Origin of the sequence: Microbacterium sp. W4I4 (assembly GCF_030816235.1) — a bacterium.
Classification (GTDB): domain Bacteria; phylum Actinomycetota; class Actinomycetes; order Actinomycetales; family Microbacteriaceae; genus Microbacterium.
Window position 1 is genome coordinate 2,620,523 of the sequence record NZ_JAUSXT010000001.1, and the last position, 25,236, is coordinate 2,645,758.

Genomic DNA, 25,236 nt, shown 5'->3' on the forward strand with positions numbered 1-25,236 from the left:
GTGCCGGGGGTGCGTCAGGTCGGAATATCGCTCCGGCTCACTGACCGATGGTGTCCGGCGCGGTCTGCGTGGAGTTCCAGGTGTACTTCGCGGTGGCGTTCTTGCCCTGCTCGACGTTCGCCGCCGACTGGGCGAGCGTGGTGCTGAACGTGTAGACGCGGGCCTCGCCGGCGGAGAAGCTGCCGAGGCTGAGCGGGCCGGCGGCGGTCAGGTCGCCGAAGGTGCCCGACCAGACAGGGGTGGGCTGCCCGGCGCGGGTGATCACGAGCGAGAGGTTCGACTTGGTGACGAAGCCGTTCGCCGCGTCCTCGGTCAGGGCGAAGTCCGCGGGAAGGGTGCCGGAGTTCGTGATGGTCACGGTGCCGTTCAGGGTGTCGCCCGGCTTGAGGTTCGCGGCGTTGAAGATCGCGGTGCCCGACTTCGAGTTGCTCTGCGTCAGGGTGCCGGTGCTGAACGCGTTCGCCGCGTTGACCGAGTTGGCGACGAAGTCGGCGCCGGAGCCGACGGTGATGGCTGCGGCGACCAGCAGGCCCGCGAGCGGCACGATGAGACGCTTGCGCGAGCGGGTGGGGGTCTGTGCGGCGATGTTCTCGTTCATGGTTCCTTCTCGGGGATGAGGTCTTGTGGGGAGTGCCCCTGGAGAAGAAGCTATTCAGGCGCGGGCCACGGCCGACCCACGGCCGGGCAACACGATGGCCATGCTTCGGCCACAGCTCCACGCGCGGGCAACAGCACCGATACGCTGAAGGCGTGCTTCTCAGCGACCGCGACATCAAGGCAGAAATCGCATCGGGCCGGATCGGGCTCAGCCCGTTCGACGGCGAGATGGTGCAGCCCTCGAGCGTCGACGTGCGGCTGGACCGGTACTTCCGACTGTTCGACAACCACAAGTACCCCTTCATCGACCCGTCCGTGGAGCAGCCCGAGCTGACCCGGCTGATCGAGGTGGACCCCGAAGAGCCGTTCATCCTGCACCCCGGGGAGTTCGCACTCGGGGCGACGTTCGAACGGGTGACGCTGCCCGATGACGTCGCCGCGCGACTGGAGGGCAAGTCCTCCTTGGGGCGCCTGGGCCTGATCACGCACTCCACCGCAGGGTTCGTCGACCCCGGATTCAGCGGACACGTCACCCTGGAGCTCGCGAACGTCGCGACCCTGCCGATCAAGCTCTGGCCGGGCATGAAGATCGGCCAGTTCTGCTTCTTCCGTCTGACCTCGCCGACCGAGAACGCCTACGGCACCGGCCCCTATGGCAACCGCTACCAGGGGCAGCGGGGACCCACGGCATCCCGCTCCTTCCAGAACTTCCACCGCACCGACGTGGGCACGACCGACGCAGGATCCATCGGAGGATGACATGGCCGACTCCAACCCGGATGCCGAGAACCCGGACGCGGTGACGCCCGAGGGCGTTCCGGATGCGGTTCCCGATTCGTCGAACCCGGCTGCGGTTCCCGACCTCGACATCCCGGCTGTCGACCTACCCGAACTCGCTGAGCCGGCCTCGGCCGTTCCCGAACCGGTCATCCCAGAACCCCAGATTCCGGATGCCGCGATCCCCAGCTCGCTGCTGGCGGAGCCCGTCATCCCACCCGCCCCGGTGGACGCGCGCGTGACGCGGGCGGACGGGCGTTCGACGTGGACCTCGGAGAGCGACGCGCCCGCCGCCGTCCGCCCCCGCGCGCGTGCCCGACTGGCTGCAGCCGCCCAGGCGGCGCGTGCAGCCGAGACGCCGGTGGTCCCGGAGCCGTCGCTCGCCCCGGAGGACGTCGTTCCGCCGTCGTCGGGTGCGTCATCCGGCGGCTATCGCGGGCTGACCGTGGTGATCTTCGCGATCCTGTTCGCGCTGCTGATCGGCGCGATCGTACTGATCGTCGTGCTGCTCAGCGGCGGCATCTCGCCCTTCCCGGCAGCCCTGGCATCCGTGGTCGGGCACGCTCTGGCGGTTGCGCCGCCGGTCTGACCGGCGGTCCCGCAGCGCGCCCCCAGGATAGGCTCAGACGCTCCAGCCAAGATCTGAGCATGCACTCAGACTTCGCAGACCTCGGCTTCACCGACGAGACGCGCACTCAGGCGCTTCCCGTTCGCGGCGGGACTGCGAGGCCTCCCCGCAAGCAGCGCGACAAGGTGAAGGTCGCCTTTCTCATCATCCTCGGCATCGTCGTGGCCGCTCTGATCGCGGGCGGCATCTACGTGTGGACGCTCTTCAACTCGTTCAGTCAGGTGACGGTGATCGACGACGCCTTCCCTGACGATGCGGGTCGTCCCGTCGCGGTCGCCGAGGCGCAGACCTTCCTCCTGCTCGGATCGGATTCCCGTGCGAGCGGAGAGGCCACGATCCGAGGGCGCTCCGACACGATCATGGTCGCCCACATCCCCGCCGATCACAGCACGGTGCAGGTCATGTCGATCATGCGCGACAACTGGGTCCCGATCCCCGGCCACGGCGAGACGAAGATCAACGCGGCCACGGCCTTCGGCGGCATCCCGCTGATGGTCCAGACCGTCGAGGGCATTCTCGACACCCGCATCGACCACGTCGCCATCATCGACTTCGAGAGCTTCAAGGGTCTGACGACGGCGGTCGGCGGCGTGACGGTCGACAACTCGACGGCGTTCAAGGCGGGGTCGGGCGAGCACTTCGCGGCGGGGGAGATCACGCTGGAGGGGGCGGATGCTCTGGCCTTCGTCCGCGAGCGCAAGGCGTTCTCGAAGGGCGACTACCAGCGCGCGGCCAACCAGCAGCTGCTGGTGAAGGGGCTCATCTCGAAGATCCTCAGCGCCGAGACGCTTGCCAACCCGGGTCGCGTGAGTGCGCTCGTCGATCAGGTCTCGCCCTTCCTGTCGACGGATGAGGGACTCGACGCCGGGTATCTCGCGGGACTGGCCGTGACGATGAGGGACATCCGCGCCGCCGACGTGCGCTTCTTCACGTCGCCGACACTCGGCACGGGAACCATCAAGGGGCAGTCGATCGTGAAGCCCGACTGGGACGGCCTCGCCACGATCAGCCAGGCCATCAAGGACGGAACCCTCGACCAGTACGAGCCGACGGGCAAGTAGCCGGACGAACGGTCGGATGCCGCGGACGCACGGTCGGGTGCGGCATCCGCTCTTCCTCGAGGCTGGAAGCATGACCTCAACCGCCCCAGTGCCGACTTCGATCGCCTCTCCCCGACGCATGCCCTACGGTGCGCTGCTGGCGATGATGGCGATGAGCTTTCTGCTCGTCAGCGCCGAGTTCCTGCCCAACGGCGTGCTCACCGAGATCTCCACGGAGCTGGGCGTCACGCCCGGTCAGGCGGGCCAGCTGGTCACCGTGACCGCGCTCGCCGGACTGCTCGTCGCGCCGACCGTCGGGCTCGCGCTTCCGCGGCTGGATCGCCGCACGCTGCTGGTGTGGATGGCGGTGCTCGCGGCCGTGTCGAACCTGGTCGTCGCGATCGCGCCCAGCCTGCCGCTGATGCTGCTGGCACGGGTGCTGCTGGGAGCGGCGCTGTCGGGCTTCTGGACCATGTCGATCACGGTGGCCGCGCGCATCGCGGGGCCGGAGCGGCTGGGGCGTGCGGTGATGTTCACCTCTGCCGGGACGTCGCTCGCGACCGTCGCCGGAGTGCCCGTGGGCGTCATGCTCAGCCAGGTGCTCGATTGGCGGGGCGTGTTCGGCATCGCCGCGGCGGCCACCGCACTGCTCGCGATCGCGCTGCGCGCCCTGCTCCCGTCCGTGCCGGCCGAGAACGTCGCGCGCCTGTCGGTGCTGGTGGAGACGCTGCGTCGGCCGGGCATCGGCCTCGGGTTCGTCGGCCATGTGCTGGTGATCTTCGGGCACGCGCTCGCGTACACCTACATCCGTCTGGCACTGGACCGCGTGCAGGTGGGCGGCGTCGCGATCGACGAGGGCACGGTCGTGCTGCTGCTGGCCGTGTTCGGCATCGGCGGCTTCATCGGCAATCTCGTGATCGGCGCCGCCATCGACCGCACCTACCGGCTGCTCGCGGTGATCACGCCGCTGGTCATCGCCGTCGCGCTGATGGTCGTCATCCTCGGCGCGGGTTCGCTGTGGACCGTCGGCGCCGTCTCCTTCGTGTGGGGATTCTTCTTCGCCTCGTGGCTGCTCATCGTGAACACCTGGGTCGGGCACCGGATGCCGGATCGGCTGGAGGCGGGAGGCGGGCTGGTCGTGGTCGGATTCCAGGCGGCGATCATGCTGGCGGCGGGAGCCGGCGGGATGCTGGTGGACGGGATCGGCATCGAGCTCGCGTACACGACGGGTGCGGTGACTCTCGCCGTGGGCGCCGTGCTGTTCGGCCTGTCGGACCGCCGCGGCCGCTGACGCGGGCCGGGCGCGGGCGCGGCGCGGGGCCACGCCCAGGGTGGATCAGAAACGCTGCGGAGACAGGCCCGGGAGCAGCGTTTTCGATCCACGCCGTGGCGCGCGGATGGAAAACGTCGGTGGGAGGGGCTGGGAACCGGCGGTTTCCATCCGCATGGCTGTTGCGCGGATGGAAAACGTCGGTGGGGCGGGCCGGGAACCGGCAGTTTCCATCCGTGCGAGGCGGACGCATCCGCCGGATGAGTCAGACGGATGCCAGGGAGCCGCGACTGCGCCAACTGGACGGCGTCATGCCGGTGTGCCGGCGGAACGCGCGGCTGAAGCCCTCGTCCGAGCCGTAGCCCAGTTCACGAGAGACCTCGCTCACGCCGCGGCCGTCCATGAGCAGCGCACGCGCAGCGCGCATGCGCACCTCGGCTACATGCTGCGCAGGCGACCGGCCGAATGCGATGCGGAACCGCTCGGCGAACACTGATCGTGACAGGGCGCTCAGCGCGGCCATGCTCTCGACCGTCCAGTCGCGGCCCGGGTCGCTGCGCACTGCGTCGATCACGCGCTCCAGGAAGGGATCGCCGGTGGCGGAGGGCCAGCCCTGCGGGGCGCAACCCAGTCGCGACCACGCGCGGATCACCGACTGCAGCAGTGTGGTCGCCATCATCCGGCAGATCACGAGGTCGCCGCGGCCGTGGTCGACGGCGTCGTCACTGCCCATGTGCTGGGCGAGGGCGGCGGCTGCCGGTTCGAGCTCGTCGAAGTGGTGGATCCAGGCGGAGTCGGGCAGGAGGTCGGCGAGGTGCGCGGCGCTGTCGGCCCAGTTCAGGTGCGAGATGAGCACGCCGGACCCCGCCGGCACGTGGATCGTGAGCGCGCGCTTTCCGGACACCAGCAGCGCATCGCCCGAGGCCAGATGCTCGGGTAGCGGTGTACCGGCCGGCAGGTGGATATCCCCGTCGAGGACGTATACGAGCGAGAGTCCGGCATCGCCGACCGCGATCGCCTGATCGGTGACGGACAGGATGCGGTGCTGCGAGCGAACACTGATCGCGACGTCTCCGAGGAGGCGCTCCAGCGCGTCGTCGTGCAGGGGCGGCGCGGCGATGCTCATGCGTCAGGAGAACCGTCCGTCGCGTCCCCCTATTCCGAAACGGCCCGGCGGCTGATGCCGTCGGGCCGTTTCGGGTGCTGAAGCTCAGCCGTGGTGGTGGTGGAAATGGACGTGCGCCGGGGCGCCGCGGTGAGAGAAGCGGCGACCGCCGAACCCCTCTCCGCGTCGGAAGCGGTCGCCGGGGCCGAAGCCCTCACCACGCGGGTGCTCGCCCGGTTCGGACCCTTCGCCGGGTCCGAAGCCTCTGAAGCGCCCGCCGTGCCCGGAGTCCTCGCCGCGCCCGGAGTGCTCGCCGTGGAATCCGTGACGGAAGCGCTCGCCGTGGAATCCGTGGCCGAAGCCGCGGTGTCCGCCGGGATGCCGATGGCCGAATCGACCCTCGCGTCGGGGGAGACGGCGGCCCTCGGCCCAGCCGAACTCGCGCGCGATCTTCTCGAGCGATGCGGTCATGGTGGCGTACTCCTCAGGGGAGACGGCGCCGGCGACGCGGGCGCGGATCTCGTCCACGGCGATGCCGAGGCGCTGCTTCGCGAGGGTGCCGGCCTCGGTGAGGGTCCAGCCCTCCTTGCTGCGCTCGACCCAGCCGAGTTCCAGAAGGCGGTGCAGCTTGCGTGCGCGCAGCGGGCGGTCGGATGCCGCGGGTGCGGCGAACGTGCCGTCGATGCGGTTCAGCATCCGCCACTCGCGACGCGTGATGCCCTCGTCGTCGAAGACGGTGGCGAGCTCGGCGCGCAGCAGGCGGTCGACTGCCGTGATCCAGTAGCCGAACGGGCGGCTGTTCTCGGTGGTGTTGTCGTTGTCGTTCGTGTCAGTGGTGTTCATGGTGTTCCTTTGCATGTCATAGTGCATATGCATGTAGTGTGACATGCGAGTGCAGTGCATGTCAAATCACATGTAAAATCGCCCTATGACCGCAGACCCCGTCGACCCCGCCGACATCATCGCGGCCGCGCTGTCGCGGCTGCGCGGTCGGCGCCAGCATCCGCACGACCACGGACCCCACGAGCACGGGCCGCACGGAATGCGCCCGCGCGGCCGACGCAGCCCGTGGGGTGCCGATGGCGGTCTGCGGCACGGTGCGCCGGCACTGATCCGCATGGTGGAGGCGCTGTCCGCGGCATCCGAACCGCTCAGCGTGAGCGGCCTGGCCGAGGCGATCGGCGTCGATCAGCCGCGCGCCTCTCGCCTGGTGCAGCAGGGGGTCGACCGCGGCTGGGTGCGCCGCGAGGCCGACCCCGACGACGCGCGACGCACGCGGATCGCACTCACCTCCGAGGGAGTGCGTCTGTTCCGCGGCGTGCGCGGCGAGCGACGCGAGGCGCTCGGCCGGGCGCTCGCCGCCTTCACCGACGAGGAGAGCGCTGAACTCGCACGACTGCTCACCAAGCTCGCCGACAACTGGAACGTCTGAGCTACCGCTGTTCGGCGCGCTCACGTCGGTCGTCGACGGCGGCATCCCCGACTGCGGAGAGGCCGCCCGCGGCGAAGGCGAGCACAGCATCCAGCACCGGATCGGCGGCGAGGATGCGATTGTGGCCGAAGCCGCGGGTGAGTAAGAGGTGCGAGCGTCCGCTGTGTGCGGCCGCGAGGTCGCGGGAGTTCTGCGCATCGATCCGCATGTCGTTCTCGTCGTGCGCGACGAGCAGCTCGACGCCGGCGGGGAGCGGGTTCGCCAGAGAGTCGAAGAGCGCGTCCGACTCCGCGCGGGTCAGGCCCAGGCGGCGGTAGAAGGCCTTCTCGAAGGCCGCGCGCACCCGAGGCGTGAGCCGCAGCATCCGCTGGAACTCGTCGTGCAACGCGCTCCCTGTTCCCGCGCCTGCGATCGAGACGACGCCGCGCGTCGGTACACCGGCTCGCACGGCGGCGAGCGCGGCGAAGGCGCCGAAGGAGTGGCCCACGATGATGTCGAAGGGGCCGTCGGATGCGCTCAGCCGGCGCGCGGCGGAGATCCAGTCCCGCGCGTCGGTGCGTTTTCCGGCGGAGTCGCCGTGGGCCGGAGCATCGAATCCGACGACGCGGTAGCCCTCTCCGACGAGATCGCGCACGAGGGTCGCGAACTGCGAGGTGCGTCCATTCCAGCCGTGCATGACCAGCGCCGCGCGCGTTCCGGTTCCCCACTGGTAGGTCGTGACCGCGTTGCCCTGCACGTCGATCACCTCCCGCCGCGCCGCCCGGTGGGTGGTGAGGTCGTCCGCGCGCACTCGCATTCTCGGTGACGTCGTCAGAAACGCGGAGTGCGCCAGTCGTCCCGCGATGGCCGGAGAGACGGCGCCGGTGAGTCGGATGCTGCGCTCGACGGCGCTCATGGGCGAGGACACGATGGATGCTCCAATCAATACGAACGATCGTGCATAGACTATCGGTACGATCGTTCGTAGACTAGGGGTGTGGCAGATTCGATGACGGAGCAGGCGGATCTCCTCCGCGACGGGAGACGCGCGCGCGGCGACGCCTCGCGTCGGGCTGTGATGTCGTACGCGACCGATCTCACCTCGATCGAGGGCCTCGACGGGTTGAGCATCGGCCGGTTGGCGGAGGTGTCCGGGCACAGCAAGAGCAGTATCGCCGGTCTGTTCCGGAACAAGGAGGGCCTGCAGCTGGCGACGGTCGCCGCCGGTCGTGCGGTGTTCACTGCGGTCGTCGTGGAGCCCGCTCGCGAGCATGCGCGCGGGCTCGCGCGGCTGGTGGCCCTCATGCACCACGTCATCGAGTACTCCCGCACGCGCGTCTTCGCCGGCGGATGCTTCTTCGCCGCAGTCAGCGCCGACTACGACTCCAAATCAGGGCCGGTCCGTGACGCCGTGCGCGACGCGATGGAGGACTGGTACGTCTACATCGAGATCCAGGTGCGCGCTGCCGTGGATGCCGGGCAGCTCGAGCTCGACACGGACGGCATCTCACAGCTGGCCTTCACGCTGCCCGCGTTGTACGAGCAGGCGAACGCCCGATCACTGCTGTACAGCAGTGATCAGCCCTACCTGCTCGCCAGGCGCGGCATGCGATCCGTGCTTCAGGCAGCGGGAGCGGACCCCGGGATGCTGACGCTGCTCGAGAGTTGACGCGCGGGCGCGCGGGCGCGTCAGCTGTGGACGGCCTGCACCAGCAGGCGCAGGGCGCTCTCGGATGCGCTGCCGCGTTCCGTCGTGCAGATAATGACGGTGTTGCTCGTGACGCTGGGGACGGAGAGCAGCTGCTGCGTGATCTGCATCTCGCCGACCAGCGGATGCGACATCCGATACCGGGCCGTGGCGGTGGTGCGGATGCGGTTCAGCGCCCAGAGGCGAGTGAAATCCTCGCTCTGCGCGGTCAGCGAGCCGATGAGCTCCAGCAGGCGACGGTCGGTGGACTGCCCGGCGGCCAGGAGCCGCAGGTGGCCGACGCTCGCGATGGCCTTCTCCTCCCAGTCGGGATAGAGGTCCCGGGTGTGCGTGTCGAGGAACACCATCTCGGTCGCGTTCGGGCGGCGCAGCGGATCATCGACCGAATCGATGTCGAGGTGGCCGGCGAACAGCGCATGACCCATCCGGTTCCAGCCGAGAATGTCGCGGCGTCGGCCGAGGACCATCGCCGGGATGTCGCCGAGGTTCAGGATGAGCTCTGCGAGCTCCGGATCGAGCCGCTCCTCCTCCACGGGTTCGCTCTGGGCGGGCCGCGAGTCCGCCCGTGCCAGCTCGTGCAGGTGCGCGGTCTCGGCGATGTCCAATCGAAGGCTGCGGGCGATGGCATCGATCACCTGCGCCGAGGCGTTCAGCGCCTGCCCCTGCTCGAGGCGCGTGTAGTAGGAGGGGCTGACGCCGGCCAGCATCGCGATCTCCTCGCGACGCAGTCCGCTCACCCTCCGCCTCTCGTGCAGCACGGACAGGCCGATGTCCTCGGGGTTCAGCCGCGCTCGCAGCGCGGTGAGGAACTCACCCAGGCTGCCGGAGCCGATCACTCTGTCCATGGCTCAAGTATGGGCGCGCGGATTCGCCCGTGGGCACCGAAGACTGACCCTGATAGGGGTAGGAACGCCGCGGGGTGGTTGTCTGTGATGCGAGCGCTCAAGCTGGCGGTGAACCCGCTACGAAAGGATCGCGATGAACGAGATCACCGTCGGAGACGTGACCATCACACGCGTCGAAGAGATGCACGGCCCCATCCTCCCGCCCGAACAGTTCTTCCCCAGCATCCCGGCTGCGGCCTGGCAGGAGCACCGCGCCGGTCTGAGCCCCGACCATCTCGATGACGCCGGGGAGATGGTCCAGGTGGCCATGCAGCCGTGGCTGGTGCGCAGCGGCGGCAAGACCATCCTGATCGACACCGGAGTCGGCAGTCACAAGTCCCGCCCGGCGGTGGATGCGTGGGATCACCTCGACCTGGATTTCGTCGCCGCTCTCGCTCGTGCGGGCGCCGCTCCTGAGGACATCGACATCGTCGTGAACACGCACCTGCATGTGGATCACGTGGGCTGGAACACCACCTGGCGAGAGGGGCAGTGGGTGCCGACGTTCCCGAACGCCGTCTACCTCATGCCCGAGGAGGACTTCGTGTACTGGAACCCGGAGACCAACCCCCGGGTCGCGGGCGGAGTCAACGAGAACGTGTACGAGGACAGCGTCATGCCCGTGCACCAGGCCGGTCAGGTGCAGTTGTGGACGGGGAGCCACCGGATCGATGATGCGCTCGAGCTTCAGGCTGCTCCGGGGCACACCCCAGGATCCAGCATCGTCCGGATGGACTCCGGCGGTCGCACGGTGATCTTCGCGGGCGACCTGCTGCACAGCCCCATCCAGGTCTTCGAACCGGGCCACAACAGCTGCTTCTGCGAGGATCCTGAGCAGGCGCTTGCCACGCGTCATGCCGTCCTGACCATGGCGGCCGAGACGGGCGCGCTGGTGCTGCCGGCGCACATCAGCGGACACAGCGGCTTCGAGGTCGAGGCCGCGGGAGATGCGTTCACGATCACCCGCTGGGCTGAATTCTCGAAGCTGTGAACGGGGCGACTGCCCGAGCGTCCGCTGCCCGGGCGCCTGCTGTCGGAGCCCCCGGGGTGCCCGTGGTCGAGATCGCCCTGCCCGACGGGCGACTGCGAGGCTTGTCCCACGGAGGGGTCCGACGTTTTCTCGGCGTTCCGTACGCGGCGCCAATCGGCGGCGCGGGGCGGTTCGCTGCGCCGCATCCGGTCGTCCCGTGGCACGGCATCCGCGATGCCACGGTTGCGGGGCCGACCTCCCCGCAACCCGATCGCAGCCGCTTCGGTTCGCTGGATGTCAGCCCGTTCTTCGCGCCGGGCTGGGTGCGCGGTGACGATCACCTCACGGTGAACGTCTGGGCGCCGGAGGATACCGACGGGCGGGCGCCGGTGCTCGTGTTCGTCCACGGCGGTGGCTTCATCGCCGGCTCGGCATCCGCTCCCGCCTACGACGGCACGGGGTTCGCCCGCGACGGCGTCGTCTTCGTCGGGGTCAACTATCGGTTGGGGGCGCCCGGCTTCCTCGCCGTTCCCGATGCCCCCGACAACCGCGGCGTCCTGGACGTCATCCAGGCGCTCCGGTGGGTGCGCGAGAACATCGCGGCGTTCGGAGGCGACCCCGCGGCGGTCACCCTGGCCGGGCAGTCGGCCGGGGCAGTGATCATCGCGAGCGTGCTGTGCGAACCGGATGCCGAAGGGCTGGCACATCGGGCGATCATGCAGAGCGGCACAGGCGTGGGTGCCTTCACCCCTGAGCAGGGCGAGATCGTGGCATCCGCGTTCGCTGAGCAACTGGGTGTCGACCTCACAGTCGACGCGCTGGGCGCCGTTCCTGACGCGGCTCTCGTCGGGGCGTCGGTGATGCTGGGTGAGGTGGACGTCGCCACCGCTTCCGCGCGGGCCCCCATCGGGGACATCGTGCGGTTCGGCCCTGTTCATCCACGCCAGCCCGCGGACAGGATCGCGGAGTCCTGGGGTGGTGGTGTTGAACTGCTCATCGGCACGAATCTCGACGAGGCGGGACTCTACCTGGCGCCGACCGGGCAGTTGGACGGGGCCGTCGATCCTGTCGCCGCGGCCGCCCGTTTCGTGGACGAACCGGAGTCGCTGGTCGCGGCGTACCGCCGTGAGTTCCCGGATGCCGATGACGTAGAGCTCGTGCGGAGCATCACCGGGGACGGCATGTTCGGCGCCGGCACCCGCCGGTTCGCGGACCGGCATCAGTCAGCGGGAGGCACGACCCACGTCTACGAGTTCACCTGGCGCCCCGACTCGGTACGCCAGCTGCTCGGAGCGAGCCATCTCATGGAGCTGCCGTTCGTCTTCGACACGGATGCCGAGGGGCTTCGCGGCCCAGACTCCCTGCTGGGCACGACCCCGCCGCCGGCTGATCTGGCCGTCCGCATGCACGCCGCGTGGGTCGACTTCATCCAGGGCCTCGGACCCGGATGGCCGGCGTGCACCGCCGACGCGCAGCAGGTCCAGTCGATCGGTGAGCGGTGGGAGATGCATTCCGGTCACCGGGCGCGGTTGCACGAGGCGTGGGGGAGTGCCTGACCTCAGATGTCGATCACGCCCCGACATCCTTCGGGAACCTCACGAACAGCAGCAGCACGAGGCCGATGAGCAGGACCAGGCCGATGCCCAGCACACCGTAGACGATGCCGCCGAACCACGCGAGGAACAGCGACCAGGCCAACGGCGAGAGGAAGGACGCGACGCGACCGGTCGTGGCGTACAGGCCGAAGATCTCGCCCTGCTGGCTCGGAGGAGTCAGGCGGGTGAGCAGGCTGCGGCTGGATGCCTGAGTCGGGCCGACGAACGCGCACAGCAGCAGGCCGCAGACCCAGAACACGATCGTGCCGAGATCCTTCAGCGCGAAGACGGCGAAAGCCATCACCACGAGCCCGCTGAGGGTGATCACGATCAGACGGCGCGGGCCGATCGCGTCATCGATCCGTCCCGCGAGCACCGTCGAGATGCCTGCGACGAGGTTCGCGGCGAGGCCGAAGACGATCACCTCGAGGAAGGTGAAGTTGAACGCCTGCGCGGCGAGCACAGCGCCGAACGCGAACACCCCGGCCAGACCGTCGCGGTAGACCGCAGCCGAGAGCATGAACCAGAACGTGGGCCGGTTCGTGCGGAAGAGCTTGACGATGTTCTTCGCGAGCACGACGTACGCGCGGAAGAAGCCCACCTTCGCGGAGGTGTCGTACGCCGGGGACTCCGGCACGTTGCGGAACATCGGGATCGAGAACACCAGCGTCCACACCGCGCAGATGATCGCCACGAGCTTGAATGACAACGGGTTGTCCTGCCCGACCGTGAAGAGCACCGGAATGCAGACGATCAGCGCGACCACCCCGCCGATGTACCCGAGGCCCCAGCCGAGCCCCGAGATGCGCCCCACGTTCTTCGGCGTCGAGACCTCCGACAGCATCGCGTAGTAGCTGACGTTGCCGATCTCGCTGATCACGGCGCCGATCGCGACGGCGAAAGCGCCGTACCAGAAGTAGATCGGGTCGGCCTCGATGAAGAAGAGCGCGAACTGCAGCAGTGCGATGCCGATCGTCGCGCCGATGACCCACTTCTTCTTGTTGCCGCGGGCGTCGGCCTGCTGGCCCAGAACCGGCGCCAGCAGCAGGATCAGGATGCCGGCGGCGAAGTTCGCCCACCCCCACCACTCCGACAGGTCGGTGAGGCCCTGGCAGTAGGCCGACCCCAGGAACTCGTCCTTGTTGCAGCTCATGTAGGAGCCGTCGGCGAGCAGACCCGAATCGCGCACCGCCGGATCGAGGAACATCCGCGAGGTCAGGTACAGCGCAATCCACACGAACGTGAGGATCACGGTGTTGAAGGGCTGCATCGCCCAGTCCCACATCGCCCACGAGACGACCTGCTTGCGCGTGGCTTCGGGAGCCACGTGGTCGCGCCCGAAGGCGGTCATCGCGGCGGTGTTGATCGGTGTCCCCGCCGCGGAGGCCGGCTGCTCTTCGCTCATGCTCGAAGTCTGGCCGGGTGCGGTGAACGACAGGTGGCGGCGCGCCGTACGGTGGGGCCGGAGGGCGCGCCCCTCACCCGAACGACGCCGCGAGCAGCTCGCCGAACAGCTCCTCCGGATCGCGCTCCACGCGTCGACGGGTGAACCAGTCGCAGATGTTCACGCAGTCGCGGTGCAGCAGATCGAGGCCCTGCGGGTTCGCGACCGTGTCGACGATCTGCGGCAGATCGATCACGCGCACGCGGCCCTCGTGCACGAGCAGGTTGTAGGCCGACAGGTCGCCGTGCGCGAAGCCCGCGGCGGCGAAGAGGTGCATGATCTCGACGATCTGCGCGAACAGGTCGGGGAGATCGGCATCCGCCCTCACCTGCGCGAGACGCGGCGCGGCCGTCTGCCCGTCGCCGATGAACTCCATCAGCACCTCGGTGCCGTTCACCTGCACGGGATAGGGCACCGGAGCGCCGAGCGCGTGCATCCGGCTGAGTGCCGCGAACTCGGCGAACGACCATTGCGCGGCCGCCACCTCGCGCCCGTGTGCGGAGTTCTTGGCCAAGGCCCGGGTGTCGCGGGTGTTCCGGGTGCGCCTGCCCTCGGTGTAGGTCGACGAGCGCTGGAAGCTGCGGTGATCCGAGTCGCGGTAACGCTTCGCCGCAAGCAGGGTGCGCTGGGTCGGATCGTCGGGCACGGCGCGTTCGATGAGGAAGACGTCGGCCTCCTTTCCCGTCTTGAGGATGCCGAGTTCGGTGTCGACCGCGGCGGCGCTCGTCACCACCCAGTCGGGCCACGGCAGCGGCCCGCGCTCGGTCGGCGTGATCGCCGGCCAGGTCGACCAGCGCTGATTCTCGACGAGCTCGGTGTCGGCGAAGGAGAGAGCAGCGTCGAAAGGGGATGCGTCGAAAAACGATGCGTCGAAGGACGCGGAGTTCTGAGGATTCACGATGTGGCTCCGGGATACGGGCCACACGCGGATCAGGAGCGGGTGGCCTCGGCGAGGGGGAAGTCGGCGGCTGTGGACACGACGAAGACGGCATTCATCGTTCGCTCCTTCCGCTCGGGCTTCCGGGCCGATCCCGGTGCGGGTTCGAGCATAGGCCGATCCATCGCGGAAGTGCGGTGCGCGGGCGGCGGGTGTTATGGGTTCGTGACCGTCCGGCTGTGAACGGCGGGCGAGCACGTCGCCATCTGTCAGGGGTGACAGGCCATATCGTGTGGGCCATGGTGTTTGTGAATGCAGGAACTCTGGGAACAGTCGCCGGTCGACGCGACGAACTCGTTGCACATCTCACTCGGCGCAACGACGTGCTTGCCGAGCTGGGCTGTCTGGCGTATGAAGTGGGCGTCGAAGAGAGCGAGCCCGACACCGTGTTCGTCGTGGAACTGTGGACAAGCGCAGAGGCGCACCAGGCGTCGCTGGCCCGGGCCGAGGTCCAGGAATCCATTGCGGCGGCGCGACCGCTGTTGTCGGGAGAGTTCGGCGGATTCCGCTTCGAGGTGGTCGGGTCGCCGCTGCGCGACTGACGCCCGATCCTGGCATCCGTGACAACCGCGGGGCGCCCTGCTGCACGTTCGTTATGCGTTCGTGACCTTGGGAGGTCTGAGCACGCTCGAATCTGCGTTCGAATGTCGGTGGTCACTCGGATACTGGAATCATGAACGCGATGGTGGCCGCAACGGACGAGCAGATGTCGATGCTCGACGGTCTCGTCTCGTCGATCCAGAGTGTGGAGCAGACTCTCGCCGGTGTTCTCGCGACACGAGACGGCTTGCTGGCGCTGGCGGGGAAGCTGGCGCTGTCGATGGCCGAGGACGGCGACGGCATCGACGCGTCCGACCTGACGATCAGGACGGTCGCGGCGGAGGTCGGAGCGGTGCTGCGGGTGAGCGACCGGACGGTGCAGCGGCGGATGGCCGAGGCATCGATCACGGTCGAGCGGTTCCCACTGGTGTGGGCGGCGCAGGGCGCCGGACAGATCAGTGCAGGTCACGCCCGGGTGATCGTGGATGCCGGCGCTCACCTCGACGACGCGGAAGCGCGGGCCGCCTACTCGGCCAGAGTGCTGGAGTTCGCGGAGGACGAGTCACCGAATCGGCTGCGGCCGATCGCGGCGCGCATCGCGGAGCAGTACCAGCCGAGGTCGCTCGAGGAGCGGCATGCGGATGCTCGCAAGGCCCGCGGGGTATGGGTGAAAGATGCCCCGGACGCGATGGCCGAGCTCGGCCTCCTCGGTCCGGCCGCACTGGTCCACGCCGCGTTCGACAGGCTCACCGGCATGGCCAAGGCGGATGCCGGCGCCTCGGTGGGCACGGCAGGGGTGGCCTTCGGGCTCGCCACCGCACCGGAATCCGGGGACTCCGCTGACCTGCGCACGCTGTCTCAGAAACGTAGCGACCTCGCCCTCGACCTGCTGCTGACCGGCGCCCCGGCAGGTCACGACACTCCAGACGGACTGCTCGCAGCGATCGTGCCGCACGTGAGCGTGACGGTGCCGGTGACCACTCTGATGGGTGCCGAGGGTGCGGAGACGCCCCCGGCGGAGCTGGACGGACGCACCCCGATCGACCTCGAGACCGCAAGGCTGCTGGCTGGCGCCGCATCCGGTTGGGACCGCATCCTCACCCACCCGATCAGCGGCGCGCTGCTGGCAGCGGACCGCTACCGGCCGAGCGCGCACCTGCGACGCCACCTGCGGGCGAGAGACCAGCGGTGCCGGTTCCCGGGCTGCGGCATGCCTCCTCGCAACAGTGACCTCGATCACACCCTGGATGCAGCCTTCGGCCGGCCCACCGAAGAGGAGAACCTCGCCGAGCTCTGTCGTCGACATCACGTTCTCAAGCACCACTCGCCGTGGCACGTCGAGCAGGTCGGGGGCGGACTCCTCGAGTGGACGAGCCCCACCGGCCGCGTCTACATCGACAAACCGCCGCCCCCGAACACCGTCACCTTCGCCGAAACGGGTCCGCCGCCTGATCCTGTCGATCTCAGTGATCCTGTCGATCTCGGTGACCCCGCCGATCCGTGGGCCTCGGTGCCGGACGAACTCCTCGCACCCTTCTGACCGGCGCGCAGGCGCGAGCCCTGACCGCCGGCAAGGTGCAGGCCAGATTGGGCACCTGGGCTGCGCTCTCTCCACCTTTCGAATGATCTTCGGCCCTGATCGGGCGCTCTTTCGGCCGCGATCCCAGCAGATCGAAGGAGACCTTCCCCTACCGTGGTGACAGATCCACCCGAGGAGACCCATGTTCCGCAGTCCTGCCCGCCTGTTCCGTGTGCTCGCGATCGCCGAGGCGATCACGTGGACCCTGCTGATCAGTGCGCTCATCGCGCGCGCCGTCGGCGCGGCTCCCGTGCTGGTGACCATCGCCGGTGGCATCCACGGCTTCGTGTTCCTCTCCTACGGCGCCACCGCCGTGCTTCTCGCGTTCAACCAGCGCTGGCACGTCGGCGTCGCGATCACCACCATCGCCAGCGCGATCGTCCCCTACGCCACCATTCCGATGGAGATCTGGTTGCACCGCACCGGCCGACTCGAGGGCGACTGGCGTCTCACCGAGACCGACGACCCGCGCGACCACTCCTGGTACGACCGCACGATGCGCTGGTTCCTACACCGCCCCTGGGTTCTCGCCGTCCTCATCCTCATCGCGATCGTCGCGATCTTCAGCATCCTGCTGATCATCGGCCCTCCCGGCGGCAAGTGAGCCGCGCGTCCGTGCCCGCGGCTGTTCAGCACTGATCGCACCGGACTAAGGTCGTGCCATGTCGGGAGCACGCACGGTCGAGCCGACCGTCGTGCTGTTCGAGGGCCGAAGTGATCGGCTCGCCTTCGAAGCCCTCGCGCAGCGGCGCGGCGCGAACCTGGCGGCCGTCGACCTCGTCGAACTGGACGGCATCACGAATCTGCGCACGCGGCTGTCGACTCTGAGCACCACGGGTGCACGGGTGTTCGTGCTGTTCGACGCCGCCGAACAGCGGTACGTGAGCGGGGTCCGGCGCGCTCTCGGGCTGACTGGTGCCGCGGACGAGCCCGACCCGCACGAACTCGACGCGATCGGCTTCTTCGGATGCGAGCGCGACCTGGAGGAGGAGGTGATCCGCGCCGCCGGGCCGGAGCTCGTGCTCGAGACGCTGGCCGTGCGCGGAGAGCTCGAACGGTTCCGGGTGTTCCAGCGCCAGCCCGCACAGCGAGTGCGGAGCGTCGAGGAACAGCTGCACCGGTTCGCCGGAACGGCCGCCGGCCGGAAGTCGCGCTTCGCCGCCGACGTCATCGAGGTCATGCCGATCGAGCGGATGCCACGCCCGCTCATGCGCCTGCTCGACGCCACCCTGAATCAAAGTTGAGTCGACGTGTATCAACTTTCTTGACAGCTTCGCCGCCTGTGCATACACTTGAGTCATCGCGACTCAGGTTTCTGGGTCGCCTCTGACTTCCTCACAGTCTTCAACAACTCAGCTCTTCAAGAAACAAGGAGAATCACATGGCACGTGCTGTCGGTATCGACCTCGGAACCACCAACTCCGTCGTCAGCGTCCTCGAGGGCGGCGAGCCCAAGGTCATCGCCAACGCCGAGGGTTTCCGCACCACCCCCTCGGTGGTCGCGTACACCAAGGACGGCGAGGTGCTCGTCGGCGAGACCGCCAAGCGCCAGGCCGTCACCAACGTCGACCGCACGATCTCGTCGGTCAAGCGCCACATGGGCACCGACTGGTCCTTCGACGTCGACGGCAAGAAGTGGACGCCGCAGGAGATCTCCGCGCGCATCCTCATGAAGCTCAAGCGCGACGCTGAGTCCTACCTCGGTGACACGGTCACCGATGCCGTCATCACGGTCCCCGCGTACTTCAACGACGCCGAGCGTCAGGCCACCAAGGAGGCCGGCGAGATCTCGGGCCTGAACGTGCTGCGCATCATCAACGAGCCCACCGCCGCAGCCCTCGCCTACGGCCTGGACCGCGGCAAGGAGGACGAGCTCATCCTCGTCTTCGACCTCGGTGGCGGAACCTTCGACGTCTCCCTCCTCGAGGTGGGCAAGGACGACGACTTCTCCACCATCCAGGTGCGCGCCACCGCCGGTGACAACCGCCTCGGCGGTGACGACTGGGACCAGCGCGTCGTGGACTTCCTCATCAAGCAGTTCAAGGAGACCTCCGGCGTCGACGTCTCGAGCGACAAGATCGCCCTGCAGCGACTGAAGGAGGCCGCTGAGCAGGCCAAGAAGGAGCTTTCGTCCTCGACGAGCACCAGCATCAACCTGCCCTACCTCTCCCTGACCGACTCGGGCCCCGTGTCGCTGTCCGAGACCCTCACCCGGGCCAAGTTCGAGGACCTCACCAAGGACCTGCTCGACCGCACCAAGAAGCCGTTCGCCGACGTCATCCGCGAGGCGAACGTCAAGGTCGGCGACATCGACCACATCGTGCTCGTCGGCGGATCGACCCGCATGCCGGCTGTTGCGGATCTCGTCAAGGCCGAGACCGGCAAGGAAGCCAACAAGGGCGTCAACCCGGACGAGGTCGTCGCCGTCGGCGCCGCACTGCAGGCCGGTGTCCTCAAGGGCGAGCGCAAGGACGTTCTGCTCATCGATGTCACCCCGCTGAGCCTCGGCATCGAGACCAAGGGCGGCCGCATGACCAAGCTCATCGAGCGCAACACGGCCATCCCGACCAAGCGCAGCGAGACCTTCACCACCGCCGACGACAACCAGCCGTCGGTCGCGATTCAGGTCTTCCAGGGCGAGCGCGAGTTCACCCGCGACAACAAGCCGCTCGGCACCTTCGAGCTCACCGGAATCGCCCCGGCTCCTCGTGGCATCCCGCAGGTGGAGGTCACTTTCGACATCGACGCCAACGGCATCGTGCACGTGTCCGCCAAGGACAAGGGCACCGGCAAGGAGCAGTCGATGACCATCACCGGCGGCTCGTCGCTGTCGAAGGACGACATCGAGCGCATGGTGCGCGAGGCCGAGGAGAACGCGGCCGACGACAAGAAGCGCGCCGAGGCTCTCGAGCAGCGCAACCAGGCCGAGTCGCTCGCGTACTCGATCGACAAGCTCATCAAGGAGAACGACGACAAGCTGCCCGAGGACGTCAAGTCCGATGTGCAGGCTGACGTCGACGCTCTGAAGACGGCCCTGGCCGGCGAGCACGACGACGCGGTCAAGACCGCGTTCGACAAGCTGAACGAGTCGCAGGGCAAGCTCGGCGAGGCCATCTACGCTCAGTCGCAGGCGGATGCCGCAGCCGGCCCCGCCGCGGATGAGGCCCCGGCCGACGCCGCATCCGAGGAGGATGTGGTCGACGCCGAGGTCGTCGACGACGAGGACGAGAGCAAGTAACCATGACGGACAAGAACTTCGACGAAGTTCCCGAGAACGAGGGGTCGGATGCTGCGGCATCCGGCCCCGCGCCGGATTCCCGGAACTTCGCTGAGCAGAACATCCCCGAGCAGGACTCCACCGAGGCGACCGCCGCGGAGGGCTCCGACGACGAGCTCACGATCGACGACATCCTGAACGCCGTGCAGACCGAGGAGGCCTCCTCGGAGGACGGTTCGGATGCCGGCATCCAGGATGCCGAGCACGCCCTGCTCAACGATCTCAAGCGACTGACCGCCGAGTACGCCAACTATCGTCGGCGCACCGAGGAGCAGCGGCACGTCGAGATCGCACGCGCCAAGGGCGAGGCGGCCAAGGGCATGCTGCCCGTGCTGGACGACCTCGACCGTGCCCAGCAGCACGGCGACCTCGCCGAAGGCTCGCCCTTCTTCGCGATCGCGGAGAAGGTGCGCGCGGTCGTGGAGCGCCTCGGCGTCACCGCCTACGGCGAGAAGGGCGACGTATTCGACCCGCAGCACCACGAGGCGATCTTCCAGCAGCCGACGCCCGGCGCCACGGAGTCGACCATCCTCGAGGTCGTCGAGGTCGGCTACCGTCTGGGTGATGTCGAGCTGCGTCCGGCCAAGGTCGTCGTCGCCGTTCCCGCAGAGTAGGCAGGTGATCGGTGGCTAGTCAGGACTGGTTCGACAAGGACTTCTACAAGACGCTCGGCGTCTCGAAGGACATCACCGACGCGGAGCTGAAGAAGGCGTACCGCAAGCTCGCCCGCAAGTATCACCCCGACTCCAATCAGGGCGATGCCAAGGCCGAGGCGAAGTTCAAGGAGATCAGCGAGGCGTACAGCGTGCTCAGCGACGCCGAGCAGCGTCGCGAGTACGACGAGATCCGCGCGATGGGTTCAGGGGCGCGGTTCACCGCGCCCGGCGGCAGCGCGGGCGGCTTCGAGGACGTGTTCAACCGGTTCGGACAGGGCGGCCGGCAGGCCGACTTCGACGAAATCTTCTCGATGTTCAACCAGGGCGGAGGCGGCGGCTCGTTCGGCTCCGGCCGGTTCGGGCAGACGTCGGGTGGGTACCGCGGTTTCGGCGGCCCGCAGAAGGGCGCCGATGTCACGGCCCGCACGACGATCGACTTCATCACCGCGGCGCAGGGCGAGACCATCACCCTGCAGGCCGAGGACGGCAAGCCGTTCAAGGTCAAGCTGCCGGCCGGCGTCGCCGACGGGCAGAAGATCCGTCTGCGCGGCCGCGGCCGTCCCTCGCCGGACGGCGGGGAGTCGGGCGACATCGTCGTGCAGGTGACGGTGCGTCAGCATCCGGTGTTCAGCCGCGACGGACTGAACCTGCGCCTGACCGTGCCCGTCACCTTCACCGAGGCGACGCTCGGCGCGACGATCGAGGTGCCGACGCTCGGCGGCGACACCGTCAAGCTGCGCGTCGCGCCGGGAACGCCGTCGGGCCGCGTGCTGCGCGTGAAGGGTCGGGGGATCACCTCGTCCAAGGGCACCGGCGACCTGCTCGCCGAACTGCAGGTGGCCGTGCCGGCACACCTCGACGACGTCGCGCGCGAGGCACTGCTCGCCTTCCAGGCGGCGGAGCCGAAGGAGAACCCGCGCGGCGAGATGATGGCGAAGGCGCGGGGATAGTCCCATGGACGCCGATTCCCCCGTCTTCGCGATCGCCGTCGCGGCCGACCTGTCGGGCATGCACCCCCAGACGCTGCGGCAGTACGACCGCATCGGATTGGTCGTGCCCGGCCGCACCCGCGGCGGCTCGCGGCGCTACTCGATGCGCGACATCGAGCAGCTCCGCGAGGTCGCCCAGCTCTCCAGCGAAGGCGTGAGCCTTCCGGCCATCGCGCGGCTGCTGGACATGGAGGACGAGGTGCGGATGCTGCGCCGCCGCGTCTCCGAGCTCGAGGGCGCCCTGCGCGCCGAGCGCGAGAACCGCCCGGGCGCTCGCGTGTTCGCCGCTGGGGTCTCCGGCCAGGCGTTCTCGGTCGGCTCCGGCCGCCGCATCCGCCGTTCCACGGAAGTGGTGCTCTGGCACCCGCGTGCGGCGGCCGCGCCCGAGGCTGAGAACGACGAGAACTGACTCGGGTCAGATCCCGAGCACGGCCTTGGCGATCAGGAAGTAGATGATCAGTCCGGTCGCGTCGACGAACGTCGTGATGAACGGGTTCGAGAACACCGCGGGGTCGACGCGGATGGCGCGCGCGGCCAGCGGCATGATGCCGCCGATCGACGCCGCCACCGTGCATACGGCGACGAGCGTGAGCCCGATCACCAGACCGATGTGCCACTCGTAGATCAGCCCCGCCAGTGTGAATCCCAGCGTGCCCAGCAGCAGGCCGAGGAAGAACCCGACCCGCACCTCGCGCGACAGCACCCGGAACAGATCGCGCGGCGTCACCTCGCCGAGAGCCAGCGAGCGGGTCACCGTGGTCGCGGCCTGATTCCCGGTGTTGCCGCCGGTGCCGATCAGCAGCGGCACGAACAGCGCGAGCACCGTCAGGTGTGCGAGCGTCGTCTCGAACGCGTCGAGCACCTGCACGGTCAGCGTCGCGCCGACTGCCAGCACCAGCAGCCACACCACCCGTGAGCGAACCAGGCGCCGGATCGGGGTGGACAGGTACGAGCGGCGCAGCGGCTCCACACCGCCCTGCCTCGCGGCATCCTCGCTCTCCTCCTGCTTGAGGATGCGGGCCGCATCGTCGATGGTCAGGATGCCGACCAGCCGGTGCTCGCTGTCCACGATCGGCAGGGCGAGCAGCGCGAGGTCCGTGGCGCGACGGGCCGCGGTCTCGGCGTCCTCCGTGACCTCGGCGACGTGCGCGTCGCTCATCAGATCGTTGATCAGGTCATCCGGGTCGCCACCCATCAGGTCGCGCAGGCTCACGACGCCGACGACGCTGCGCCCGCCGTCGGTCACGGGCAGTGTGTAGATCGTCTCGGCGCTGTCGAGCGACGCACGGATGCGGTCGAGTGTCTGCCCGACGGTGAGATGCGGGTGCGTGGTGACGAACTCGGGGCTCATCCGGCGCCCGATCGAATCCTGCGGGTATCCGAGCATGCCCGAGGTGAGGTCGCGCTCCTGCCTGGTCAGCCCTCGCAGCAGCTGCGGGGCGACGGATGCCGGCAGCTCGTCGAGCAGCCAGACGCGGTCGTCCGGATCCATCTCGGCGAACAGCATCGTGACCTCGGCGTTGCGCAGCGCCTGCACCAGGTCGCCGCGAGCGCCGGGGGAGAGCGCCTCGAACACCTCGAGGGCGCGCGGTTTGGCGAGCAGGCGGTAGACGATCGCGGCATCCTCGATGCCGAGCCGGTCGACGAGCTCGACGACCTCGGGGACGGACAGCGGAGTCAGGACGGCGGATGCCGCGGCCAGATCACCGGATGAGATCAGCTGGTCGATCGCATCAGCGGCCTCGGAGACGGTCTGAAGCTGGGAGGGAGTCATGGGCGTGCCTTCAGAAGGGCACCGCGCGGGGCGGGAACGCCGGAGCGTCGAGGCGCGTGCGTCGCAGCAGGCGCCGCCTCGGGCTCAGTCGAGCGGTGCGGAAGCGGGGAGGAGAACGTGTCTGCGACTATGACTGTCACTTGACATGATGAACCACCTCACTTCCCGGATGCTCGAGGGACTTTCCTCGACGAGTCTAGTCGAGGGCGACTGGGATGTAGCCTGTCAACAGTCAACAAGAGCCAGGGTCAACGACGGCCAGGGTCGACGGGGGAGTCACGTGGCCGACACAGTCAGACGAGGCGATTCGCTGGGCGCGCAGATCGCGAACGTCCTGCGCCACCGGATCGTTCGGGGGGAGATCGCACCGGGCGAGCGCATCACCGAAGAGGCGCTCGCCGAGGAGTTCGCCGTCAGTCGTGGGCCCGTGCGTGACGCGCTCACCCAGCTCAGCTTCGAGAAGCTCGTGCGCATCCAGCGCCCCCGAGGAGTGTTCGTCGTCGGACTCACCGGCGACGACGTCGACCAGCTGTACAGTCTGCGCGGGGCCCTCGAGCAGCTCGCGCTGTCTCGAGCGATCCGGGTCGAGGACGACGCCCGCTGGCGCACGATGGCAGACGCGGTGCGGCGTATGGCGGAGGCTGCGGACGCCGGAGACCATGCGACCTTCGTGGAGGCCGACCTCGACTTCCACTCCCAGATCTACGCGCTCGCCGATCACCCCCGCCTGGAGGGTGCGTGGCGGCAGTACCTGCCGACCTTCACCGCCCTTCTGGAGGTGACCATCAACCACGACGAGGATCTGCACGATTCCGCCGCCGACCATGTCGAACTGATGGGTGTCATGCGCAGCGGCCCTGCGGAGAAGGCGGCGGATGTGCTCACCGCTCATCTGGACGGCGCGCGGAACCGCATGCTCAGCGAGCTCGCTCAGCAGGAGCGCTGAGGCGTCGACGGACGGGTGCCGCGTATCAGTGTTGACTGTTAACAGTCGACACTGGTACGCTCGCCAGCATCGACAACACGGTCGATCAGCACCGAGGAGCAAAGATGCCCCGCATCCGCATGTCCCGAGCGGCCGCAGCCATCGCCGCCGTCGCCGCAACCGCGCTCGTCCTGGCCGGTTGCACCAAGGTCGATGAAGGAGGTGCCGAGTCGGCCTTCCCCGAGAAGGACATCCGCCTGATCATCCAGGCGAACCCCGGCGGCGGCTCAGACCTGTCATCGCGCGCTCTCGCCAGTGAGCTCGAGAAGATCCTCGACGTGAGCGTCATCCCCGAGAACATGCCCGGCGCCGCCGGTGCTCTCGCAATGGAGTACGTCGGCAGCCAGAAGGCCGACGGCTACGTCATCGGCTTCGCGCCCGTCGAGATCGCGATGCTCAACACCACGCAGGGTGCCAAGGTCCTGCCGGAGAACTACGACCTGCTCGGCCAGATCATGCTCGCCCCGGGCGTGATCACGGTCGGCGCGAACAGCGGCATCGACTCGCTCGAGGCGCTCGTCGAGAAGGCGAAGGCCGGTGCGGTCACCGTCGCCAACTCCGGTGCGGGCTCCATCTGGGAGGCGGCGACCGTCGGTCTCGCCGACGCCAGCGGCGCGCAGTTCACGCCCGTGCCGTACGACGGCGGTGCGACCGCGGTCGGCGCGGCAGCATCCGGCGAGACGGTCGCCGCAGTCTCCGGACTCGGCGAGGCGCTCGCGCAGGGAGCCGCGGTGAAGATCCTCGCCGTCATGCACGACGAGCGTCACCCCGATGCGGCCGACGTTCCGACGGTCGAGGAGGCCATCGGCGAGAAGGTCGAGTTCGGCGGCTGGGGCGGCATCTACGCCGCGAAGGGCCTTCCCGACGACGTGCACAAGACGCTCGAGGATGCGGTCAAGAAGGCCGTCGACTCCGACGGGTACCAGAAGTTCCAGAAGGACGCCGGCAACCTGGTCGTCTACCGCGACGCATCCGACTGGACGTCGTTCGTGGGAGAGCAGTTCACGCTCTTCAAGGACCTGCTGGGCTGAGAGCATTCCGGGGCCGGATCGAGTGATCCGGCCCCACCT

The 25,236-nt window shown here is 68.7% G+C and carries 26 protein-coding genes; 18 read left to right on the top strand and 8 right to left on the bottom strand.

What is annotated here, in order from left to right:
- Window positions 1–37: 37 nt before the first annotated feature.
- A complete protein-coding gene (locus QF046_RS12425; RefSeq protein ID WP_307370240.1) occupies window positions 38–598 on the bottom strand; it encodes a TasA family protein in 561 nt (186 codons plus the stop codon).
- Between the two features lie 152 nt (window positions 599–750).
- On the opposite strand from QF046_RS12425, the gene dcd reads away from it, so the two are divergent.
- From dcd to QF046_RS12445, 4 genes are all read left to right on the top strand, one after another.
- Window positions 751–1,356 carry a dCTP deaminase gene (gene dcd, locus QF046_RS12430; protein ID WP_307370241.1) on the top strand — a complete coding sequence of 202 codons (606 nt, stop codon included), beginning with the start codon at window positions 751–753 and terminating at the stop codon, window positions 1,354–1,356.
- A gap of 1 nt (window position 1,357) precedes the next feature.
- Complete coding sequence (locus QF046_RS12435) at window positions 1,358–1,963, top strand: hypothetical protein (RefSeq protein WP_307370242.1); 606 nt, start codon at window positions 1,358–1,360, stop codon at window positions 1,961–1,963.
- A 59-nt stretch (window positions 1,964–2,022) separates the two neighbouring features.
- On the top strand, window positions 2,023–3,063 hold the full coding sequence (locus QF046_RS12440) for an LCP family protein (protein ID WP_307370243.1): 1,041 nt from the start codon (window positions 2,023–2,025) through the stop codon (window positions 3,061–3,063).
- A 70-nt stretch (window positions 3,064–3,133) separates the two neighbouring features.
- Entirely contained in the window at window positions 3,134–4,333 is a 1,200-nt protein-coding gene (locus QF046_RS12445; protein ID WP_307370244.1) for an MFS transporter, read from the top strand.
- 244 nt (window positions 4,334–4,577) lie between these two features.
- Here the strand turns inward: QF046_RS12445 and QF046_RS12450 are convergent, their stop codons facing one another.
- On the bottom strand, window positions 4,578–5,438 hold the full coding sequence (locus QF046_RS12450) for an AraC family transcriptional regulator (protein WP_307370245.1): 861 nt from the start codon (window positions 5,436–5,438) through the stop codon (window positions 4,578–4,580).
- A gap of 84 nt (window positions 5,439–5,522) precedes the next feature.
- Window positions 5,523–6,260, bottom strand: coding sequence for a hypothetical protein (locus QF046_RS12455; RefSeq protein ID WP_307370246.1), 738 nt, complete (start codon window positions 6,258–6,260; stop codon window positions 5,523–5,525).
- Between the two features lie 85 nt (window positions 6,261–6,345).
- Between QF046_RS12455 and QF046_RS12460 the strand changes: the two genes are divergently transcribed.
- Entirely contained in the window at window positions 6,346–6,849 is a 504-nt protein-coding gene (locus QF046_RS12460; RefSeq protein ID WP_307370247.1) for a MarR family winged helix-turn-helix transcriptional regulator, read from the top strand.
- Window position 6,850: 1 nt separating this feature from the next.
- On the opposite strand, the gene QF046_RS12465 is transcribed toward QF046_RS12460, so the two are convergent.
- Complete coding sequence (locus QF046_RS12465) at window positions 6,851–7,756, bottom strand: alpha/beta hydrolase (protein ID WP_307370248.1); 906 nt, start codon at window positions 7,754–7,756, stop codon at window positions 6,851–6,853.
- 69 nt (window positions 7,757–7,825) lie between these two features.
- On the opposite strand from QF046_RS12465, the gene QF046_RS12470 reads away from it, so the two are divergent.
- A complete protein-coding gene (locus QF046_RS12470) occupies window positions 7,826–8,497 on the top strand; it encodes a TetR/AcrR family transcriptional regulator (RefSeq protein ID WP_307370249.1) in 672 nt (223 codons plus the stop codon).
- 20 nt (window positions 8,498–8,517) lie between these two features.
- On the opposite strand, the gene QF046_RS12475 is transcribed toward QF046_RS12470, so the two are convergent.
- A complete protein-coding gene (locus tag QF046_RS12475; RefSeq protein WP_307370250.1) occupies window positions 8,518–9,381 on the bottom strand; it encodes a helix-turn-helix transcriptional regulator in 864 nt (287 codons plus the stop codon).
- 133 nt (window positions 9,382–9,514) lie between these two features.
- Between QF046_RS12475 and QF046_RS12480 the strand changes: the two genes are divergently transcribed.
- Together QF046_RS12480 and QF046_RS12485 are read left to right on the top strand one after the other, a co-directional pair.
- Complete coding sequence (locus QF046_RS12480) at window positions 9,515–10,411, top strand: MBL fold metallo-hydrolase (protein WP_307370251.1); 897 nt, start codon at window positions 9,515–9,517, stop codon at window positions 10,409–10,411.
- Window positions 10,412–10,467: 56 nt separating this feature from the next.
- Complete coding sequence (locus QF046_RS12485; RefSeq protein ID WP_307370252.1) at window positions 10,468–11,946, top strand: carboxylesterase/lipase family protein; 1,479 nt, start codon at window positions 10,468–10,470, stop codon at window positions 11,944–11,946.
- A gap of 13 nt (window positions 11,947–11,959) precedes the next feature.
- Here the strand turns inward: QF046_RS12485 and QF046_RS12490 are convergent, their stop codons facing one another.
- Window positions 11,960–13,390, bottom strand: coding sequence for an MFS transporter (locus QF046_RS12490; protein WP_307370253.1), 1,431 nt, complete (start codon window positions 13,388–13,390; stop codon window positions 11,960–11,962).
- 73 nt (window positions 13,391–13,463) lie between these two features.
- On the bottom strand, window positions 13,464–14,330 hold the full coding sequence (locus QF046_RS12495) for a serine protein kinase RIO (protein WP_373425757.1): 867 nt from the start codon (window positions 14,328–14,330) through the stop codon (window positions 13,464–13,466).
- Window positions 14,331–14,605: 275 nt separating this feature from the next.
- On the opposite strand from QF046_RS12495, the gene QF046_RS12500 reads away from it, so the two are divergent.
- The 8 genes from QF046_RS12500 (at window position 14,606) to QF046_RS12535 (ending at window position 21,816) form a co-directional block, all read left to right on the top strand.
- On the top strand, window positions 14,606–14,908 hold the full coding sequence (locus QF046_RS12500; protein ID WP_307370258.1) for a putative quinol monooxygenase: 303 nt from the start codon (window positions 14,606–14,608) through the stop codon (window positions 14,906–14,908).
- 131 nt (window positions 14,909–15,039) lie between these two features.
- A complete protein-coding gene (locus QF046_RS12505; RefSeq protein WP_307370260.1) occupies window positions 15,040–16,446 on the top strand; it encodes an HNH endonuclease signature motif containing protein in 1,407 nt (468 codons plus the stop codon).
- Between the two features lie 181 nt (window positions 16,447–16,627).
- Window positions 16,628–17,089, top strand: coding sequence for a DUF3817 domain-containing protein (locus tag QF046_RS12510; protein WP_307370262.1), 462 nt, complete (start codon window positions 16,628–16,630; stop codon window positions 17,087–17,089).
- Window positions 17,090–17,147: 58 nt separating this feature from the next.
- Window positions 17,148–17,729, top strand: a complete 582-nt coding sequence (locus tag QF046_RS12515; RefSeq protein ID WP_307370264.1) for a TOPRIM nucleotidyl transferase/hydrolase domain-containing protein — start codon at window positions 17,148–17,150, stop codon at window positions 17,727–17,729.
- A 137-nt stretch (window positions 17,730–17,866) separates the two neighbouring features.
- The gene (gene dnaK, locus QF046_RS12520; protein ID WP_307370267.1) at window positions 17,867–19,723 is read left to right on the top strand and encodes a molecular chaperone DnaK; all 1,857 of its coding nucleotides are present in this window, start codon (window positions 17,867–17,869) and stop codon (window positions 19,721–19,723) included.
- Between the two features lie 2 nt (window positions 19,724–19,725).
- Window positions 19,726–20,376: a nucleotide exchange factor GrpE gene (locus QF046_RS12525; RefSeq protein ID WP_307370270.1), complete on the top strand. Its 651-nt coding sequence runs from the start codon at window positions 19,726–19,728 to the stop codon at window positions 20,374–20,376.
- 11 nt (window positions 20,377–20,387) lie between these two features.
- Window positions 20,388–21,368, top strand: coding sequence for a DnaJ C-terminal domain-containing protein (locus tag QF046_RS12530; protein ID WP_307370273.1), 981 nt, complete (start codon window positions 20,388–20,390; stop codon window positions 21,366–21,368).
- A gap of 4 nt (window positions 21,369–21,372) precedes the next feature.
- Entirely contained in the window at window positions 21,373–21,816 is a 444-nt protein-coding gene (locus tag QF046_RS12535) for a heat shock protein transcriptional repressor HspR (RefSeq protein ID WP_307370275.1), read from the top strand.
- A gap of 6 nt (window positions 21,817–21,822) precedes the next feature.
- On the opposite strand, the gene mgtE is transcribed toward QF046_RS12535, so the two are convergent.
- Window positions 21,823–23,181, bottom strand: a complete 1,359-nt coding sequence (gene mgtE / locus QF046_RS12540) for a magnesium transporter (protein WP_307370276.1) — start codon at window positions 23,179–23,181, stop codon at window positions 21,823–21,825.
- A 280-nt stretch (window positions 23,182–23,461) separates the two neighbouring features.
- Here mgtE and QF046_RS12545 point away from each other — a divergent pair, with 280 nt between their 5' ends.
- Together QF046_RS12545 and QF046_RS12550 are read left to right on the top strand one after the other, a co-directional pair.
- Complete coding sequence (locus tag QF046_RS12545; protein WP_307370278.1) at window positions 23,462–24,127, top strand: GntR family transcriptional regulator; 666 nt, start codon at window positions 23,462–23,464, stop codon at window positions 24,125–24,127.
- A 104-nt stretch (window positions 24,128–24,231) separates the two neighbouring features.
- A complete protein-coding gene (locus QF046_RS12550) occupies window positions 24,232–25,197 on the top strand; it encodes a tripartite tricarboxylate transporter substrate binding protein (RefSeq protein ID WP_307370279.1) in 966 nt (321 codons plus the stop codon).
- Window positions 25,198–25,236 lie beyond the last annotated feature (39 nt).

Coding starts and splice junctions, on each gene's coding strand:
- QF046_RS12425 (WP_307370240.1), bottom strand. CDS start 598: ATGAACGAGAACATCGCCGCACAGACCCCCACCCGCTCGCGCAAGCGT.
- QF046_RS12435 (WP_307370242.1), top strand. CDS start 1,358: ATGGCCGACTCCAACCCGGATGCCGAGAACCCGGACGCGGTGACGCCC.
- QF046_RS12440 (WP_307370243.1), top strand. CDS start 2,023: ATGCACTCAGACTTCGCAGACCTCGGCTTCACCGACGAGACGCGCACT.
- QF046_RS12445 (WP_307370244.1), top strand. CDS start 3,134: ATGACCTCAACCGCCCCAGTGCCGACTTCGATCGCCTCTCCCCGACGC.
- QF046_RS12450 (WP_307370245.1), bottom strand. CDS start 5,438: ATGAGCATCGCCGCGCCGCCCCTGCACGACGACGCGCTGGAGCGCCTC.
- QF046_RS12455 (WP_307370246.1), bottom strand. CDS start 6,260: ATGAACACCACTGACACGAACGACAACGACAACACCACCGAGAACAGC.
- QF046_RS12460 (WP_307370247.1), top strand. CDS start 6,346: ATGACCGCAGACCCCGTCGACCCCGCCGACATCATCGCGGCCGCGCTG.
- QF046_RS12475 (WP_307370250.1), bottom strand. CDS start 9,381: ATGGACAGAGTGATCGGCTCCGGCAGCCTGGGTGAGTTCCTCACCGCG.
- QF046_RS12480 (WP_307370251.1), top strand. CDS start 9,515: ATGAACGAGATCACCGTCGGAGACGTGACCATCACACGCGTCGAAGAG.
- QF046_RS12490 (WP_307370253.1), bottom strand. CDS start 13,390: ATGAGCGAAGAGCAGCCGGCCTCCGCGGCGGGGACACCGATCAACACC.
- QF046_RS12500 (WP_307370258.1), top strand. CDS start 14,606: ATGGTGTTTGTGAATGCAGGAACTCTGGGAACAGTCGCCGGTCGACGC.
- QF046_RS12505 (WP_307370260.1), top strand. CDS start 15,040: ATGAACGCGATGGTGGCCGCAACGGACGAGCAGATGTCGATGCTCGAC.
- QF046_RS12510 (WP_307370262.1), top strand. CDS start 16,628: ATGTTCCGCAGTCCTGCCCGCCTGTTCCGTGTGCTCGCGATCGCCGAG.
- QF046_RS12515 (WP_307370264.1), top strand. CDS start 17,148: ATGTCGGGAGCACGCACGGTCGAGCCGACCGTCGTGCTGTTCGAGGGC.
- dnaK (WP_307370267.1), top strand. CDS start 17,867: ATGGCACGTGCTGTCGGTATCGACCTCGGAACCACCAACTCCGTCGTC.
- QF046_RS12525 (WP_307370270.1), top strand. CDS start 19,726: ATGACGGACAAGAACTTCGACGAAGTTCCCGAGAACGAGGGGTCGGAT.
- QF046_RS12535 (WP_307370275.1), top strand. CDS start 21,373: ATGGACGCCGATTCCCCCGTCTTCGCGATCGCCGTCGCGGCCGACCTG.
- mgtE (WP_307370276.1), bottom strand. CDS start 23,181: ATGACTCCCTCCCAGCTTCAGACCGTCTCCGAGGCCGCTGATGCGATC.
- QF046_RS12550 (WP_307370279.1), top strand. CDS start 24,232: ATGCCCCGCATCCGCATGTCCCGAGCGGCCGCAGCCATCGCCGCCGTC.